Source organism: Methylobacterium sp. E-065, from assembly GCF_022829605.1.
In the GTDB taxonomy this organism is placed as follows: Bacteria; Pseudomonadota; Alphaproteobacteria; order Rhizobiales; family Beijerinckiaceae; genus Methylobacterium.
Genome location: NZ_JAKSYD010000114.1, coordinates 104,811 through 120,327, shown reverse-complemented (window position 1 = coordinate 120,327; position 15,517 = coordinate 104,811). Strand labels below are relative to the sequence as shown.

Annotated in this window: 14 protein-coding genes and 2 tRNA genes; 8 read left to right on the top strand and 8 right to left on the bottom strand. The window is 66.2% G+C overall.

The window, feature by feature from the left end; genetic code table 11:
• Window positions 1-103 precede the first annotated feature (103 nt).
• Together MKK84_RS14760 and MKK84_RS14755 are read left to right on the top strand one after the other, a co-directional pair.
• Window positions 104-859, top strand: a complete 756-nt coding sequence (locus tag MKK84_RS14760) for a response regulator (protein ID WP_243920869.1) — start codon at window positions 104-106, stop codon at window positions 857-859.
• Entirely contained in the window at window positions 856-2,265 is a 1,410-nt protein-coding gene (locus MKK84_RS14755) for an ATP-binding protein (RefSeq protein WP_243920866.1), read from the top strand. The genes MKK84_RS14760 and MKK84_RS14755 overlap by 4 nt, the downstream gene beginning before the upstream one ends.
• A gap of 293 nt (window positions 2,266-2,558) precedes the next feature.
• Here MKK84_RS14755 and MKK84_RS14750 read toward each other — a convergent pair whose 3' ends face one another.
• Window positions 2,559-4,715: a methyl-accepting chemotaxis protein gene (locus MKK84_RS14750; protein WP_243920864.1), complete on the bottom strand. Its 2,157-nt coding sequence runs from the start codon at window positions 4,713-4,715 to the stop codon at window positions 2,559-2,561.
• 356 nt (window positions 4,716-5,071) lie between these two features.
• Here MKK84_RS14750 and rocF point away from each other — a divergent pair, with 356 nt between their 5' ends.
• The 3 genes from rocF to MKK84_RS14735 all read left to right on the top strand — a co-directional run bounded on the left by rocF (window position 5,072) and on the right by MKK84_RS14735 (window position 7,088).
• Window positions 5,072-6,037 carry an arginase gene (gene rocF / locus MKK84_RS14745; protein WP_243920862.1) on the top strand — a complete coding sequence of 322 codons (966 nt, stop codon included), beginning with the start codon at window positions 5,072-5,074 and terminating at the stop codon, window positions 6,035-6,037.
• Window positions 6,037-6,897 carry an urease accessory protein UreD gene (locus tag MKK84_RS14740; RefSeq protein WP_243920860.1) on the top strand — a complete coding sequence of 287 codons (861 nt, stop codon included), beginning with the start codon at window positions 6,037-6,039 and terminating at the stop codon, window positions 6,895-6,897. Before rocF ends, MKK84_RS14740 begins: the two co-directional genes overlap by 1 nt.
• 117 nt (window positions 6,898-7,014) lie before the next feature.
• Window positions 7,015-7,088 (top strand) — tRNA-Cys (locus MKK84_RS14735).
• Window positions 7,089-7,222: 134 nt separating this feature from the next.
• Here MKK84_RS14735 and MKK84_RS14730 read toward each other — a convergent pair.
• Window positions 7,223-8,902, bottom strand: a complete 1,680-nt coding sequence (locus MKK84_RS14730) for a methyl-accepting chemotaxis protein (RefSeq protein WP_243920858.1) — start codon at window positions 8,900-8,902, stop codon at window positions 7,223-7,225.
• 511 nt (window positions 8,903-9,413) lie between these two features.
• On the opposite strand from MKK84_RS14730, the gene MKK84_RS14725 reads away from it, so the two are divergent.
• Window positions 9,414-9,489: transfer RNA gene (locus MKK84_RS14725), tRNA-Asn, on the top strand.
• A gap of 149 nt (window positions 9,490-9,638) precedes the next feature.
• Here MKK84_RS14725 and MKK84_RS14720 read toward each other — a convergent pair.
• Complete coding sequence (locus MKK84_RS14720) at window positions 9,639-10,172, bottom strand: hypothetical protein (RefSeq protein ID WP_243920856.1); 534 nt, start codon at window positions 10,170-10,172, stop codon at window positions 9,639-9,641.
• Window positions 10,173-10,336: 164 nt separating this feature from the next.
• On the opposite strand from MKK84_RS14720, the gene MKK84_RS14715 reads away from it, so the two are divergent.
• A complete protein-coding gene (locus MKK84_RS14715; RefSeq protein ID WP_243920854.1) occupies window positions 10,337-11,578 on the top strand; it encodes a glycosyltransferase family 8 protein in 1,242 nt (413 codons plus the stop codon).
• Between the two features lie 344 nt (window positions 11,579-11,922).
• Here MKK84_RS14715 and MKK84_RS14710 read toward each other — a convergent pair whose 3' ends face one another.
• A complete protein-coding gene (locus MKK84_RS14710; RefSeq protein ID WP_243920851.1) occupies window positions 11,923-12,135 on the bottom strand; it encodes a hypothetical protein in 213 nt (70 codons plus the stop codon).
• Between the two features lie 102 nt (window positions 12,136-12,237).
• On the bottom strand, window positions 12,238-12,540 hold the full coding sequence (locus tag MKK84_RS14705) for a hypothetical protein (protein WP_243920849.1): 303 nt from the start codon (window positions 12,538-12,540) through the stop codon (window positions 12,238-12,240).
• A 223-nt stretch (window positions 12,541-12,763) separates the two neighbouring features.
• Here MKK84_RS14705 and MKK84_RS14700 point away from each other — a divergent pair, with 223 nt between their 5' ends.
• Window positions 12,764-12,919, top strand: coding sequence for a hypothetical protein (locus MKK84_RS14700; protein WP_243920847.1), 156 nt, complete (start codon window positions 12,764-12,766; stop codon window positions 12,917-12,919).
• 60 nt (window positions 12,920-12,979) lie between these two features.
• Here MKK84_RS14700 and MKK84_RS14695 read toward each other — a convergent pair whose 3' ends face one another.
• The 3 genes from MKK84_RS14695 to MKK84_RS14685 all read right to left on the bottom strand — a co-directional run bounded on the left by MKK84_RS14695 (window position 12,980) and on the right by MKK84_RS14685 (window position 15,484).
• On the bottom strand, window positions 12,980-13,348 hold the full coding sequence (locus tag MKK84_RS14695; RefSeq protein WP_243920845.1) for a hypothetical protein: 369 nt from the start codon (window positions 13,346-13,348) through the stop codon (window positions 12,980-12,982).
• A 680-nt stretch (window positions 13,349-14,028) separates the two neighbouring features.
• Window positions 14,029-14,352, bottom strand: a complete 324-nt coding sequence (locus MKK84_RS14690) for a hypothetical protein (RefSeq protein ID WP_243920843.1) — start codon at window positions 14,350-14,352, stop codon at window positions 14,029-14,031.
• Window positions 14,353-14,767: 415 nt separating this feature from the next.
• Complete coding sequence (locus MKK84_RS14685) at window positions 14,768-15,484, bottom strand: BA14K family protein (RefSeq protein ID WP_243920841.1); 717 nt, start codon at window positions 15,482-15,484, stop codon at window positions 14,768-14,770.
• Between the last annotated feature and the right edge of the window lie 33 nt (window positions 15,485-15,517).

Sequence of the window (15,517 nt, the reverse complement as noted above, 5' to 3'; positions counted from 1 at the left end):
AGCTTTGTCGGAAACGTTTCGGCCAGGCCAGAGAAACACGCGCTTACAAATTGGTTCCGCCACCCATCTTCGAATAATCGCTGGTTCGGGGCATGATGGGCCCATGATGCAGGCTGAACCGCACACAGACTCCGTCGCGATGACGGCACCGGCGACCCCCCATATCCTCGTTGTCGAGGACGATCGGGAGATTTCCAGCCTGATCGCACGCTACCTGCGCGGGAACGATTGCCGGGTCACGCTTGCCGGTGACGGGACCGACATGGACCGGGCGCTCGCGGAGTCACGCATCGATCTGATCGTGCTGGACCTGATGTTGCCGGGCGAGGACGGCTTGAGCCTGTGCCGCCGCTTGCGCGAATCCTCGCAGATCCCGATCCTGATCCTGACCGCGAAGTCGGAGGATGTGGACCGGATTCTCGGCCTGGAACTCGGCGCCGACGATTATCTCGCCAAGCCGTTCAATCCGCGCGAACTCCTCGCCCGCGTCCGCGCGATCCTGCGCCGGGTCGCCGCCGAGGCGCCCGATACGGACGATCGCCGACGTCTGCATTTCTCGGGCTGGACGCTCGACGTCTCCCTGCGGCAGGTGCTCTCGCCCGAGGGCGCCCGCATCGCGATCACGGGTGCGGAGTTCGACCTGCTGCTCGCCCTGTGCCTGCGGCCCGGACGGGTCCTGTCGCGTGACCAGCTGCTCGATCTGACGCAAGGGCGCGCCGCCGGCCCGTTCGAGCGCAGCATCGACGTGTTGATCTCGCGCATCCGCCAGAAAATCGAACGCGATACCCGTAACCCAGAATTCATCCGGACGATCCGTTCCGGGGGCTACCTTTTCACGCCGGAGGTCACGCGCTCATGAGCGTGCTGCGGCGGCTGCGCGCCCGACTGCGGCCGACGACCATCGCGGGCCAGATCGCGCTCCTCGTGGTGGCGGGAATCGCGGTGGCCCATATGGTCGCCACCACCGCGTTCCTGCTGCTGCACGAACCGCAGAACCCCGACGCGTTGCCCGGGGTCGCGGCAAGCCGCCTCGGCATGCTGTCGCGGCTGCTCGATTCCGTCGATCCGGCGGCCCGGCCGGCGCTCTTGGCCAGCGGGCGCAGCCTGCCGCTGATCCAGGTCGAAGCCTGGGACGGCAAGGCTCCGCCCGGAGCCGAGCCAGTCCGGGATCTTCCCGTCATCCGCCGGCTTCGGAACGGCGCCGGGCGCCCGGTGACGATCATCGACCTATCCGCCGACGATTCGGAGCAGGAGCGCTCCGCCAAACGCCTCCATATCGGAATCGTGACGGCCAATGGCGCGACACTTCAGGCGACGCTACCGAACGATCCGCTCCGCCCCCCCAGGCAGGGCGCCCTGATCTTCACCGTGGTGTTCCTCGCGCTGACGCTGGCGCTGCTCTGCGTCTGGGCGACCCGCGCGCTGACCGCACCGCTGAAGCGGCTCGCGGGCGCCGCGGAGGCGTTCGGAGCCCGGGACGACCACGTCGCCCTGCCGGAAGCGGGGCCACGCGAAGTGCTCGCGGTCTCGCGGGCGCTCGACCGGATGCGATCGCGCGTACGCCGCCTGATCGACGACCGCACGCAGATGCTTGCCGCGATCAGCCATGACCTGCGCACGCCGATCACCCGCCTGCGCCTGCGCGCGGAATTCATCGAAGACGACAACGCCCGGGCCGCCACCCTGCGCGATCTCGACCAGATGAACGGGCTCGTGGAGGCCGCCCTGTCCTTCGTGCGCGACGGTCAGGTCCGCGACGCGAGTAGTTTCACCCTCGTCGATCTCGCATCCGTGGTGCAGACGGTGTGCGACGACTTCTCGGATATCGGCGCGCCCGTGAGCGTCGGTCGCAGCCGCCACGTCCTCGTGCGCGGCCGACCCGAGGAATTACAGCGGGCGGTGACGAATCTCGTCGACAATGCCGTGAAATACGGCAGCCGGGCGGAGGTCCACATGGAGGCTTCGGAACGTGGGGTCCGGGTCTGCGTGCGCGATGCCGGTCCCGGCATCCCGGAGGCGGAGCGCGAGGCGATGCTGCAGCCCTTCGTCCGCGGCGACCGGGCCCGCAATCTCAACGAGGCGCGCGGCTTTGGCCTTGGCCTGTCGATCGTGCAGGCCATCGTGGAGGCGCATGACGGCCGGCTGATCCTCGAAAACGGTCGCGCGGGCGGTCTCGCGGCCACGATCGAACTGCCGCTCGCGGCACAGGTTTTCGCCGGGCAGGCGGAGCGGAAGCCGGCGCCAGTCCCGGCCGAGGCGGCGTAGAGGTTTGCTGCTACGCCGGCTGCGCCGAATGCGGCGCGGGTCGCCGCCCCCGTGGAAGCGAACTCTGCGTGCGCAGGAAGCGAAGCGAGCGATCAGATCCGTCCGCGTGTGGCGCGGTGCCGGCGTGCTCGATCCTAAGAGTTTTTATCGCTCCCTCTAGCACCCTTCAGCACGGGCTTACCGGTGTCACATTTTGGGTCAGGCGGCACAGGTTCAGGGTCGAGCGCAGGCCCTCTCTCCGCACGGGAGAGGGGGCCTGTCGCGCATTTAACGGACCGCGATTCCGATTGCTTTCAGGCTGCCCGGATGTGGCCCAGGAACTGGGTGACCTGGGCACGCAGTTGCTCCGCCCGCGCCGCCAGCGTGTCCGACGCCCGTGCCACCGATCCGGCAGCGTGGCCGGCACCGTCGGCAACCCGGGCGACCTCGGCGATGTCGGTCGTCATCATGCCGGTTCCAGCCGAGGCCTGACTCATGCTGCGGACGATATCCTGGGTGGTGACGCCCTGCTGGTCCACGGCGGCGGCGATGCCGGTCGACACTTCGTTCATGGCCTCGATCTGCGATGCGACCCCGCGGATGGCCGAGACGGCATCTCCGGTGACGGTCTGGATCGCGGCGACCTGCCGGCCGATCTCGTCGGTGGCGCGGCTGGTTTGGGTGGCGAGTTCCTTGACCTCGGCGGCAACCACCGCGAAGCCGCGTCCCGCTTCACCGGCCCGGGCCGCCTCGATCGTGGCGTTGAGCGCCAGCAGATTGGTCTGACCGGCGATGGTCGAGACGATCCCGACGACATCGCCGATTCGTGTTGCCGCCGTGGCGAGATCGGTCATGGTCTGCTCGGCGCGCCGGGCCTCGCCGACGGCCGCGGCCGACAGGCCGGTGGCCTGCTCGACCTGACGGCCGATCTCCCGCACCGTGGCCCCGAGTTCCTCGGCCGCGGCCGCGACGGAATCCACATTGTCGGACGTCTGCCGCGCCGCAGCGGCGACGCTGGTCGAACGTTCGGAGGTGCCGGCAACCGCCACGCGCATGGCACCGGATGCATCCTGAAGCGCCGACACGGCCTCGGTCAGGTCACCGGCGATCCCGCCGACCGACTGTTCGAACCCGTCGGCAAGGTCCTGCAGCATGGCCCGCCGGTTCTGCTCCTCCCGCAGGCGCCCGGCCTCGCGGGTCTGCAATTGCTGTGCGGCATCCTCCAACGACATCTCGTGGATCGTCACGACAGCGCGGGCGATGTCGCCGATCTCGTCCCGCCGCTTGCTACCGGGCACATCGTCGAGCGCCTGACGGTCGGCGAGCGCCTTCAGCGCACGGGTCAGGGCACCGAGCGGCGCCACGATCGAACGGGCCAGCAGGAGCCCCAGTACGGCCGTCGCCGCTAGGATGCAGAGGCCGATCACGACCAGGGTGAACGAGAGGGCGCGAACAGCCGCGGTCGCTTCGGCCTCCGACTGCTCCGCCACCACCGTCCAGGGGGCGCCCAGCACGGTGAGCGACGAAGCCGCCGCAAGATGAGATCCATCCGCGGCCGTGAAGGCGAGGGTGCCGCCGGCCTTCACGCGATCGGCGGCGAGGCCGAGCTGCGCGAGGCTGCCGCCGGCCTTCAGCGCTGGGTTCAGCGGCGGATTGCTGCGCAGGCGGCCATCGGCGCCGGCCGCGAAGATCTGCCCCGTCTCGCCGAGCCCGTCGCGCTTGGCGAGCGTCTGGTCGAACAGAACCGGGGTAACACGCATGACGATGGCGCCGATCGGCTCCGCCGCCTGTGCGGTCCCCATGGCGACATTGGCGCGCTTGGTCATGGTGCGCCCGATGAAAGCGGCCGGAACACCGTCCACCGGGTAGGCGCCGAAATCCTCGAACAGGACCGTGCCCGGTTCGGCCGCCTTGAGCCGCGCGACGAGGCGCGCGAGGCCGGTTCCGGCCAGATCGGGATCCGCGATCGACTTGGCGAAATCGCCACCCTTCGTGGCCGTGTAGACGACCCGGCCGCCCTCATCGACGAAGATCAGATCCGCGTAACCCGGCTGAGCAACGAGCTTGCGCGCCACCTCCTGCACCTTGACGTGCCGACGTGCGTACATCGCGGGCATGCCGCTGCCGTCGAGCGCGACCCGTGCGTCGACCGTCTGCGGCGCCCGGAACGCCTCGACGAGCGCGGCGGTGTCCGGCTTCGCGAGATCGAGGGTTTCGATCAGGTCCGGGAAGTTGGACACGATCTGGGGATGGGCCGCGACAGCCAGCAGGTCCGCCTGCATCCGATCCGCCAGGAGTTCGATGCCGTCCCGGCGAGCTGCCGCCGCGAGTTGCAGACGCTCTTGGGCTGCACCAATCAGTCCTGACCGTGCCGTATACCAGCTGAAGCCCCCCATGACGGTCGCGCTGAGCAATGCCAAGCCGATGATCATCGCGGGAAGACGGACGCTGAGCCGAGATAACCACGTCATGTTCGTTAAAGATCTCATTTGGACACGATTCCCCCTGATATCGCATCAAATTTCTAATTTTCCGTGACGGAGATAACTCTTCGTGGTTTTCCGGCGGCATTACAGTTCCACAGCGGCGGGCCAGTACGGCGAAGGATAGTGCCGATCACATTTTTACTCGTGTGGAACACAAGGTCACCGATGAAATATTGAATGTGCCGCTTCGCGCGGCCCTAATACTGTTCTCGAACGCAGGCACACCCCGTTTTGGACCAGCCCCATGTCCGACCGCTTCGCCGTCGCACCCGCGATGCGTCATCGAAGAGCGGCCCGACGCCTGCTAGAGCGAAGGGGTGCAGAGACCTGAAGGAGATGGGATGACGAGCGAGGCCAGCTCCGGCGGGGACCGCATTGCGCTGATCGGCGCGCCGATCGAGGTTGGGACCAGCGAGGCTGGCGCACTGATGGGACCGGCGGCTCTACGCACTGCCGGCCTCGTCCGCGCCCTGTCCGATCTCGGCTGTTCGGTCACCGATCACGGCGATATCGCCCCCGACGGGCCGGCGGGAGGGCGTGGGCTCGCCGCCGTGGCCGCCTGGACGCGTGCCCTGTCGCGTGCGGTCGAGGACGCGCTCGATCAGGGCGCGGTGCCCCTGACAGCCGGTGGCGACCACAGCCTCTCCCTCGGATCGATCGACGGCGTCATGCGCCACTGCGCCCGAAGGGGCCGCCCGCTCTTCGTGCTTTGGCTCGATGCCCATGCCGACTTCAACACGCCGGAGACCTCACCCTCCGGCAACGTCCACGGTATGCCGCTCGCGGCTTTATGCGGCGAGGCGGGCTTCCCGCTCCTGTTCACCGAACCGGCCCCGCCCGCGCTCAGCCCCAGCAACGTCCACCTGTTCGGCCTGCGGTCCATCGATGCCGGCGAGCGAGCCCTGGTCACGGCCCGGCGCGTTGGGGTCACCGACATGCGCACGATCGACGAGTTCGGCGTCGTCGCGCCCTTGCGAAAAATCCTCGCGCAGGTCGCAGAACAGGGCGCGCACCTCCACGTCAGCTTCGATATCGATTTCCTCGATCCCGCCATCGCCCCAGGGGTCGGCACGACGGTTCCGGGTGGCGCTACGTTCCGCGAAGCCCACCTGATCATGGAGATGCTGCACGATTCCGGCCTCGTGCGCTCACTGGACATCGTGGAGCTCAACCCGTTCCTCGACGAGCGCGGCCGCAGCGCCAAGGTGCTGGTCGAGTTGGCGGCGAGCCTGTTCGGGCGCCGCATCCTCGATCGCCCGACCGTGCCGATCGAGGCGGTGCCGAGCGACCCGGCTGAGCGGACGTGATGCATAGTCCTCTCCTGGATGCGGGCCGGGCTGTCGGGACGGCGCCGGCACGCCAGCGCTCGAACGGCCGCGTCCACCTCCGGGCCGGACCGGCAAGCGCGGGTGGGGCGACGCGAATCCTCGACCTGTCGGAGGCGGGCCCCTCGCGCCTGCGATTCCCGCGGGGGGAAGGGGCCCTGGAAGCCGTGCTCGTGAACACGGCCGGGGGTGTGGCGTGCGGCGATACCTTCTCGATTAGGCTCGACCTCGAACCAGAGGCCGATCTCGTGCTCACCACGACGGCGGCCGAGAAAATCTACCGCTCGGACGGGCCGGTGAGCCATATCGAGAACCGCTTGGGCCTGAGGGCAGGGGCTCGGCTGGCTTGGCTGCCGCAAGAGACGATCCTGTTCGATCAGGCCAGGATCCGTCGGTCTTTCGAGGCCGATCTCGACCTCGGAGCGTCCCTGCTTGCCGTGGAGATCGTCGTCTTCGGTCGCGCCGCCCGGAATGAGCGGATCACCGCCGGTCTGTTCCACGATTCGTGGCGCGTGCGCCGGGCCGGCCGGCTCGTCTACGCCGACAACCTCCTGCTCGAGGGCCCGATCAGCGATCTCCTGGCCCGCCCGGCGATCGGCGGCGGCGCTTGCGCCTGCGCGACGCTGCTCGACGTCTCCGACGGGTCCGAAGCACGCCTCGATAAGGCGCGTGCGATCTTGGCAGACAGCAATCAATCCGGGATCGAGGCGGCGGCGAGCGCCTGGAACGGGCATCTCGTGGTACGCGCCCTCGCGCATCGCGTCGGTCCCCTGCGGACCCTGACGGCCCGCTTTCTCACCTTCTATCGCGGCCTACCGATGCCGCGGGTTTGGCAGAGTTGAAACGATCCTGCGATTCGATCGAGTCGAAGCCGTTGCCTGCGGCCGTCGACCTCTGCTAGAGACGCGCACCCGGAGCTGTCCGCCAAGCTCCGCACGGCGCCGATGCGTCGTTGGTACGGCCTCGTGGCGGAGTGGTTACGCAGAGGACTGCAAATCCTTGCACCCCGGTTCGATTCCGGGCGAGGCCTCCATTTTCTCACCTGACATCGATCCTCGCGGATGGCCTACGCTATCGCGGTTTTTGGCCTTGAGCCGGCCACCGCGACCGGCAGAGGGTTTTAGCCAACCTTTCGGATCGTCCTGAAAGCCCCTCGGGGCCGCGGCGTCAGGCGCCGTGGACCTGAAGCATGTAGGTCTCGATCGCCTGCTGCAGGCTGTGCGTGCCGGTGTTCACCCGCGCGGCGCTGCCGCGTACTTGGCCGGCCTGAACGTCGTTGGAGGCGGCGGCGGCCCGGACGCCGGCGACGCTCTCCGACACCTTTCGCGCGTCCGCGGCCGCGTTGAAGATGGCGCGCGCGATCTCCTGGCTGGCATTGCCCTGTTGATCGGTCGCTTCCGCGACCTCGGATGCGATCAGGCTCATGCGGGCGATCGTCTGCGCGATCGTCTCGATGGCGCTGGAGGTCCGGTCGGCGGCGCCCTGGATCGATCCGACTTGGCCGGTGATGCGGTCGGTGGCGAGTGCGGTCTGGCCGGCGAGCGCCTTGACCTCCGCGGCGACCACCGCGAAGCCGCGGCCGGCAGCGCCCGCGCGGGCGGCCTCGATGGTGGCGTTGAGCGCCAGCAGATTGGTCTGCTCAGCGACGTCACGGATCAGGGTCACGACCGCGCCGATCTCCTCCGCGGCCTGGGAGAGCGAGCGGACCGTCTCCTCCAGGCCGCGCGTATCGGCCAGCGCCGTCGATGCGATCTCGCTGGTGTTCCGGACCCGCCCCTCGATCTCGCGGGCCGAGGCCGAGAGCTCCTCGGCCGCGCTCGCGATGCTGTCGACGATGCCCGCCGTCTGGCTGGAGGTGTCCGCCACCACGGTCGCCCGGGCCGCCACGTCACCGGCGTTGCCCGAGAGCGTATCGGCCGCCGCCTGCATCGCCTCGACCGAACCCGCGAGATCGGCGACCGCACGCCGGGTCTCGACCTCGAAGTCGTGCGTTGCCGCCGCCAGCGTCTCGGCCCGGCTACGGTCGCGGTCGCGCCGAGTTTGAGCCTCGGCGTCGAGAGCGCTTTTTTCGATCAGGGCTCTCTGGAAGGCCGCGATCGACCCGGCCATCTCGCCGATCTCGTCACGGCGATGCGTGAACGGAATCGCGTGCCCCAGGTCGTTGGCGGCGAGCGCCGTCATGCTGGCCTTCAGCCGGTGCAGGGGATGCCGAACCTGCGTGACGATGATCCCGATCGCGGCGAGCAGCCCCATGGCGAGGGCCAGGGCCGGCACGGTGATCAGCGTGATCCGCGCCTGCCGTCGGTCTGCGGCATCCGCGGCGCGGCGGGCGTTGAGGCGGTTCAGCACCTCGCGCCCCAGCAGGCCGATTTCGGCGACCATGTGCTCGCGGTTCTTCACCGTCGCTTCGTCGGTCGCCTGGATCAGGGCGGCCTTCGGCGAGACGGTGAGGCCCAGCTCGGCGGTGTCGTTCTGATAGGCGATGAATTCCTTGACGAACAGATCGAAGCGGCGGCGGCGATCCTCCGGAAGCTGATCTTCCATCGCCGCAAGGAACGGCACGCGCACCTGCTCGACGGTGGCGAGGGCCTCATGCAGCGCGGACAGGCGCGTCCGGGCCTCCGTCACGTCCTCCGACGTGAAGAGCGCCGTCGCCTGAACCACGGCATGCTCGATTGCCTGCCCGAGGGCACCGGCCTGGAGCCCGGCATTCCAGATCTTGTCGGTGGCGGCGGCACGCTCTTGCTCCAAAGCGGACTGGCGCAGGGCGAATAGCGCGATCCCGACGCCAACGACGGCCAGGAGGCCGACGACGACCGAGAGCTTGAGGCCGAGGGATATGCGCATCGAGGCGAGGCCGCTTCCGCTTCAGGGCTGGATCACGGCAGCCATAGCGTAGTTCCGACGGGAGCACAGTTGAACATAGCCGGCAAAGGCATAAAAAACGATCGTTTGTGATACTCAGTTACCATTTTGCCTTAAGTATTGATACTAAGCACGTTTAAGCCGGGTAAATTATTTTGTCGCGCGTCTAAATTACAGCGATCGCTTCGATATCTTGTAGCCCGACTTTGCTCAGTGCCACGATCCGGCGGTGGATGCGTGCGGCAGCTTTCGGTGCGCAAACGATCGGCTCGGCTTGGGAAACCTCGAAACCATATTGCGGCGCCTTTGTGCTGCGTGGCTTTCGTCGTGAGTTGGATCGGCTGCGTACCATCCGCACATGCAGGACTGCGCGGCGTGAACGCCCGAGGGACGGTCCGGCCGCGCGACGCTGCAAAGATGTCTCCACGCACGCACCGATCGCCATCAAACCCCTTGCGTCCGACAGCCGCGATGTGTACGAACGCGACCGTGATCCCCGATAGCTCAGTTGGTAGAGCAGGCGACTGTTAATCGCCTTGTCGCAGGTTCGAGTCCTGCTCGGGGAGCCATCCACTTTACAACATCTTGTGCCTGCTGGCTTTTCTGCTCTCGCTCCCGCACCGGGTGCTGAGGTGCGGGAACAGCGGTGCTCGTCCAGCGGGCGGCGATGTGCTCGGCGAGCTTCCTTCTGTTTGCTCCGCGCACGTAGGTGGCACTCTCACGGCTGCCCCCAGCCCAGCCGAACCATGCATTCAGCTCGGCGTCGGTCGCGCCGTTCTCCGCGGCACGCCGTGCGCAGCCCATGCGCCCGGCCCGGCACGCCGGCCTTGGCGCAGGCGTCACGGAACCAGTTGCCGAAGCTCTCCTTCGTCATCGGCCGGCCGCGCCCGCCCGCGACGTCCGTCAGATCGCCCGCGGGACTTGCGGCGATCGAGTCCGCGAGCGGTGGCAGGATCCGAATCGTGACCTCTTGGCCTATCTTCTCCGTTTGAGTTCGGATTCGGCCGTCACGCACATGCGGGCGGCCGACCCGCGCGGCGTCGCCCCGACGGAGATCGGTGTAGAACAGGAGGTCGAGCGCCAGGCGCTCGCGGGTGCCGACCGACCAGCGCACCTTGAAGCGCGCGACCTCCTCGTCGGTCCAGGTGTGGAAGCCGTTGCGGTTGTTCGGGCCGTTCAGCAGCTTCAAGCCGCGCGTCGGATCGGCCTGGAGGTATTCGCGCTCCGCCGCGAAGGCGAAGAGACCACGCATCGTCTTGAGCCCGTTGTTGGCCCCGTGGGGACGCCCTTTGCTTCCGGTGCCAGCCTACCGATCAGCGCCGCCTCGTATTCGGCCCAGAACGCCGTCGCTCCGAGTGGGGCGCACAAATGCGTGCACGGCCCCGACCCGCGGCGGAAGTACCAGACGGTCTCGCCGTGGCGGGTGGTCTCGCGATGGAGGTGTTTGAAGCAGGGGCGAGCGATTTGCCGTCGCTGGCCCACCACTTGCGACGGTCGGCGATCGGTCCGAGGATCCAGTCAGCCTCGCCGGCTCCGCCGCGCGGGGCTTTTTCATGCGCTTGTCATCGGAGGCTGGTTCTTCGATTTCGCTTAGCAAATTGCCATCAACCGCCGCCTTTTACTACTCAAAACCGCATGTCTACGTTGCGAGGGTATTCAAACCTGAGCTATGAGCAGAGCGACGTAACGAGCGGCAATTGCTCAATGGGAACCCTTATGTCCGATTGCTGCTTTTGCTACACAACTGACAAGTATTACTTTCTACCCACTCTCCTCAGTGCAGCTCAAGCTCGAAGACATATCTCCAAAGGGAAGGCCGATGTCCTGATCCTTGGTTTCGACTTTCAGCCTCAGGACAAAAAATTTTTACAACAAATTGCAGCCGAATATGATGTACGGGTGCAATTTCATGACAGGCGGGAAATCGGCAATTTGCCAATCTATATGGCCAGGCATTTTTTAGACGCGATACTTGACAAGCGTTATGGCAATGTCATTCACATTGACGGCGACACTCAGATCCATGCTGACATCGATCCGCTCATCGAGGCGCCGCTTCCTTCGGGAAGAATATTTGCTGCGCCAGATCCTATGGCTCTTCTTTGCGGCGAACCTGATCGATTATCAAGAAAGACGACAGCTTACCTTCGGTCGATCGGATTGAGCAGCGGTATCGCAGCACGCTATATAAATTCCGGAGTCTTTCGTGTTGCGAGATCCGACCTTAAAGCCATCGATCAAGAAATTCAAAAGTTGTGCGAGAGAAACTTAGCGCAATACGTATTCACAGAGCAGGATGCAATGAATGTCGCATTTGGTGATCGAATAAGTCTGATTTCTCTGAAGTGGAATTACCCTGCATTTTTTACAAACTTTGAATATAACGGCCTGAGGGACGTACACATAAAGCATTTTATGTCGAACCCGAGGCCTTGGCATGGGCCGTTCATACCGTGGGGTAAAGCCGGCTACAGTCCTTATACTGATATTATCAGTGCTCATCCGCATTTGAAGGATTTCTATCGGCCAATGCCAAGACGGACAGTGGTCCGCTATATGATACAGCAGCGAGCCAAAAGATTCTTGGACTCCAGAATTTGGCAGACTGGGGCGATCGCAAACAAGATCGTCGAATTCGAAAAGCATGCGGCGGTTTAGTACGACGTTTTGCCTTTCGGTGATTGAAGAGCCTAGTTTCGAGTATGGCAGAACCGCAGATCGCGTGCCGGCGCACAGCGTTAAGGCTGACGCATCATCTGGCTGCGATCCATCTCCCGCCCGCCCGGATCGCCGGCGCGGGCCTTGTCGTGCCCAGAATCCCGGCGCGGAACAGCTGCAGCGTCGGCCCCGAACGACCCGCTCACTGCCATCGGTCACCCTGAGTTCTGAGCCGCGCTGCGTGTCAGCTCAGAGGCTGGTGAGATCGGACGCTCCCCCGCCCCGTGATCAGATCGGGGCGGGGCAGAGGGAGGGGCACGCGGATGCGACAGGCGGATTGAGCGTCAGCGATCGATCTGTCCGGTGGTCACGTCCACGATCTGACCGCTCTCGTCGAGCACCTGAAAGGCCGTCTCAGTGGAGCGGAGCTGCAGCGCCAAGACCCGGGCGGTTCCCGCGTCCCAAGCCTCACGCACGCTGGCGAAGGTGCTGTTCAGTTGTTCGGCCGGCGGCGGCTCGCCCTGGTTCAGAAACAGCATGCGGACGGTGTAGGCCATGTCTCACCATGCCATGCGCCTGACCTGCCTCAAAGGGCGGGCGTCGTGCAAAACCGCGGGCGGCAGAGGACGAAGGTTTTATCCGCCCTCCGGCTCACCCTGTCAGCGCTGCACCGCCTCGATGTCATCCTCGTAGATCGAGTCGGGCTGGCAGGCGTGCCACTCCTTCTTCTCGTCCGTCTGTCCCTTGCGGCCCCAGCAGTAACCGGCCTGGGCCAGGCGACCGCTGAGCCGATCGCGCAGCCGGCACTGCCCATGGGTGACAGCCGGGTCCCCGGCGGCCTCGCAGGCCTGCGCGGCCTTCAGTTCGGCGGTCAGCAATTCGGGAACGGTCGGAAGCTGCTGCTGGGCCTGGGCCCCAGCGGCAGCGATGACGAGAGCGAGGGCGGCGAGGGCTGTGCGCATCCCGGCAGGATAGCCGAGCTACCGATGCCAGCAACCGCGCTGTGGTGGACGATTCGCAGCCCAGCTGGTCGGGCGCTGGCAAAGCGGCCTTGGGCCTCCTCTATCGCCCTAAAGCCCCACGGCTCAGCCGCGCGGGGCTTCTTCATCCGCTCAAGCGCTGCTGTAGGAACGCCAGAAGGTCGGCCTGCATTGCTCTGTCACACGCAGTCCGAGGGCCCCTGCAATGCTGAAGGTCACCTACATCGACTTCCACGAGAAACCCGACAGCGCTGTGCACAGCGGCTGGTACATTACCGATGCGAACGGTGCGATGATCGGCGGCGCGCATCGTTACGAGGATCAGGCCAGCGGCCTGCGCGCGTTGCTCGCACTGAGCTGATCCCCGCAGCTGACGATCTCAGCCCGCCCGGCTTCACCGCCGGGGCGGGCTTTTTCGTGCTTAGGCCCTGGGTGACGCCAGCAACCTCATTGGCTCATCGGTGTGCTTGGGCCTTGGAGCCGGGGCTGCTGGGTCCTTGACGTAGCCGCTACGTCCTTCCGCAAAGCCGGTGTTCACGAAATGCACGAGCGGGTTGTGGCCGGCTGCATCCACATCTGGGTTCGCGGCCAGATAGCCGGAGGTGCTGAAACCCGCGCTCGGATCCCGCCCTTCCTTCCAACCCGCGAGGAGGTAGTGGCGCAAGGGGTCCAGGCCTGTCGCACGCACGTCCGAATACCAGAACAGGTAGTAGATCGGGTCGAACCCGGGGAGCGGGGTGCGAACGAGTCTTGAGCGCGTGTCGAACGGGTTGGTCAGGCGCAGCTTCATAAGGGGCTCGAGGTCATGAGATCCCGGCTCGATCCATCATTCAGAGCTGCGCCGCAAGCGCCCGATGGTCCACTGGTGCGAGTACTTCCACATCGTTCGCCGGTATATGAGTTGGGGCGTGGGGCTGTCCCTTTTGCCAGCAGGCCGCATCCTGTCGGCAGATCCGGGCGATGTCCCCCCTCAAAGCTCGGATCTGGAAAGCCCGCCCGGCTCGCCGCGGCGGGCTTTTTCGTGCGCACCCCGCAACGCCTGATTCATCTTCTTCAGCAAGCGTCACGGCACACAAAAGCCTGACCATATTGGAGATGCATGGACACGCCCGCGCACGGCACTGCGGACCACCCCATCCCTCCAAGCGATACGCTGGCCGCCATGCCCAGTGATGCCTTTATCGCAGCTTGGCGGACCCTCACCGGCGAACCGCCCGCCATCATGCTGAGCTCACGCGCCGCAATGATAGCCTTGCTGGTTTCCAGCATGCCGATCGCCCCGCTTCGGCCGGCAATCCCGGTCTGGAACGGTGACGGAGCTGGTGTCGGCACGACACGGTAACCGCCGCCCGCCATCCTGACATCGAGCCACGTCGCGTATCGGCTTGGCTCACGCTGGAGAGATCGGACGCTCCCCCGCCCCGTGATCAGATCGGGGCGGGGCCGCGCGCAATCTGCGGTGCGAGAAGCCTACTCCGACTTTCGGTGTCCGCGCCCGTGCTGCTCCTTTTCGGAGCCGGCCGCAGCTGCAGCCTCCTTCTCGGCCTTGCCCACCGTCGCTGAGCTCGTCGCCGCGTCGCTGGTTCCACCTGCCGGTGCATTCGATGCAGCCGACTTGGGATGCCCCTTCCCCTCGGTCGGTGTCTCAGCCTTCCCACCCTCGAGAACCTCGGGGTGGCCTGCGCCGGCCTTTGCGCTCCCGGCCTCTTGGACCTCGGCGGCCTTCTGTTCCTGAGCGCTCATCGTGCTGTGGCGCTGGCCGTCGCCGTGCTGCCCCTTGGCTGGGTTCGACATCGTGCTCTCCTCCATCGTGGTCAGGCGGCAACTGCGTGCGCCGCTGACGGTTCGGAGGAAAAGACAGTGTGCGACGAAAAGCCGAGCGCTGACGAGCAGGTAAGCGGCAGCGATACTCGCCAAGACGCATGCCCGTACGGCTGATCCGTACCTGAACGACCCGTCATCTCTGCGCCGGTCGAGCACCTGAACAGGGAGCGGCCAACGCCTCCGATCTCCGTCGCCTGTTGATGCACTCGTGGTAGCCCGGCTGGGATGACCGATCGCCCAGCCCTGACCGACGTCTCGGCTACCGTCGCCTCTTGGCGCGACCAGATCGAGCGCCCATCCGAGCACGCATTCCCCTGACTGAAACAGAGAAGGCCCCGCAGCATCTCTGCCCGGGGCCTCATTGGTCTAGAACGTGGCGTCGAGGTTACGGGCAGCTATGCCGGCGGCCATCGTTGCCGAGGTAGGTGCCAGTGCGCTGATCGTATGAGCGGAAGCGCTGGATGCAGTAGCTGACGGAGCCTTCCGACGAAGTTGCGTCCGTGTCGGCGTCTGTTCCGTAGCCCGCTGGGGCGTAGCCAGATCCATAGCCGGCGGCCGCATAGCCATACCTTGCCGGTCCGTAATCGCCGCCATAGTAGTCGTCCCCGAAGGCCCCGTAGCCGTAGCCTAGACCCGCGCCCGCAAGCCCCAGGCCCACGCCAAGACCCAGGCCGCCGTAACCGTAGCCTCGGCCGTAACCGTAGCCGCGGGCGCGCTGAAAGCCCCGTCCGGCGAATCCGCGATTCCCGACGAGACCGGCGCCACGGAGGCCCGGGTTACCCAGGGCACCGCGGTTGGCGAATCCAGCCCCGGTGGCACCAACGCCACCGAAGCGCGCACCACCAACGCCCAGGCCGCCACCGAATCCGCGGCCGGCCAGGCCGTTACCGACTCCGCCGCCGGCCAGAGCATTGCCGTTGACCGCGCCACCACGGAATCCACCCCCTGCAAAACCGCCGCTACGGACGCCGCCCCCGTGAAAACCGCCCCCAAATCCACCGCCCCGGAAGCCGCCCCCGCCGAAGCCTCGGGCATCGGCTGTGGCCGGGAGCAGGGCCAGAGCGCCAACGATCGTCGCAGCCGTCAGAATGGTACGGTTCATTGTGTCCCACCGATATCAAATAAGGAGCATCTG

Excerpts from the sequence above, each read along its gene's own strand:
- MKK84_RS14760 (WP_243920869.1), top strand. The coding sequence starts at position 104 with ATGATGCAGGCTGAACCGCACACAGACTCCGTCGCGATGACGGCACCG.
- MKK84_RS14755 (WP_243920866.1), top strand. The coding sequence starts at position 856 with ATGAGCGTGCTGCGGCGGCTGCGCGCCCGACTGCGGCCGACGACCATC.
- MKK84_RS14750 (WP_243920864.1), bottom strand. The coding sequence starts at position 4,715 with ATGACGTGGTTATCTCGGCTCAGCGTCCGTCTTCCCGCGATGATCATC.
- rocF (WP_243920862.1), top strand. The coding sequence starts at position 5,072 with ATGACGAGCGAGGCCAGCTCCGGCGGGGACCGCATTGCGCTGATCGGC.
- MKK84_RS14740 (WP_243920860.1), top strand. The coding sequence starts at position 6,037 with ATGCATAGTCCTCTCCTGGATGCGGGCCGGGCTGTCGGGACGGCGCCG.
- MKK84_RS14730 (WP_243920858.1), bottom strand. The coding sequence starts at position 8,902 with ATGCGCATATCCCTCGGCCTCAAGCTCTCGGTCGTCGTCGGCCTCCTG.
- MKK84_RS14720 (WP_243920856.1), bottom strand. The coding sequence starts at position 10,172 with ATGCGTGGTCTCTTCGCCTTCGCGGCGGAGCGCGAATACCTCCAGGCC.
- MKK84_RS14710 (WP_243920851.1), bottom strand. The coding sequence starts at position 12,135 with ATGGCCTACACCGTCCGCATGCTGTTTCTGAACCAGGGCGAGCCGCCG.
- MKK84_RS14705 (WP_243920849.1), bottom strand. The coding sequence starts at position 12,540 with ATGCGCACAGCCCTCGCCGCCCTCGCTCTCGTCATCGCTGCCGCTGGG.
- MKK84_RS14700 (WP_243920847.1), top strand. The coding sequence starts at position 12,764 with ATGCTGAAGGTCACCTACATCGACTTCCACGAGAAACCCGACAGCGCT.
- MKK84_RS14695 (WP_243920845.1), bottom strand. The coding sequence starts at position 13,348 with ATGAAGCTGCGCCTGACCAACCCGTTCGACACGCGCTCAAGACTCGTT.
- MKK84_RS14690 (WP_243920843.1), bottom strand. The coding sequence starts at position 14,352 with ATGTCGAACCCAGCCAAGGGGCAGCACGGCGACGGCCAGCGCCACAGC.
- MKK84_RS14685 (WP_243920841.1), bottom strand. The coding sequence starts at position 15,484 with ATGAACCGTACCATTCTGACGGCTGCGACGATCGTTGGCGCTCTGGCC.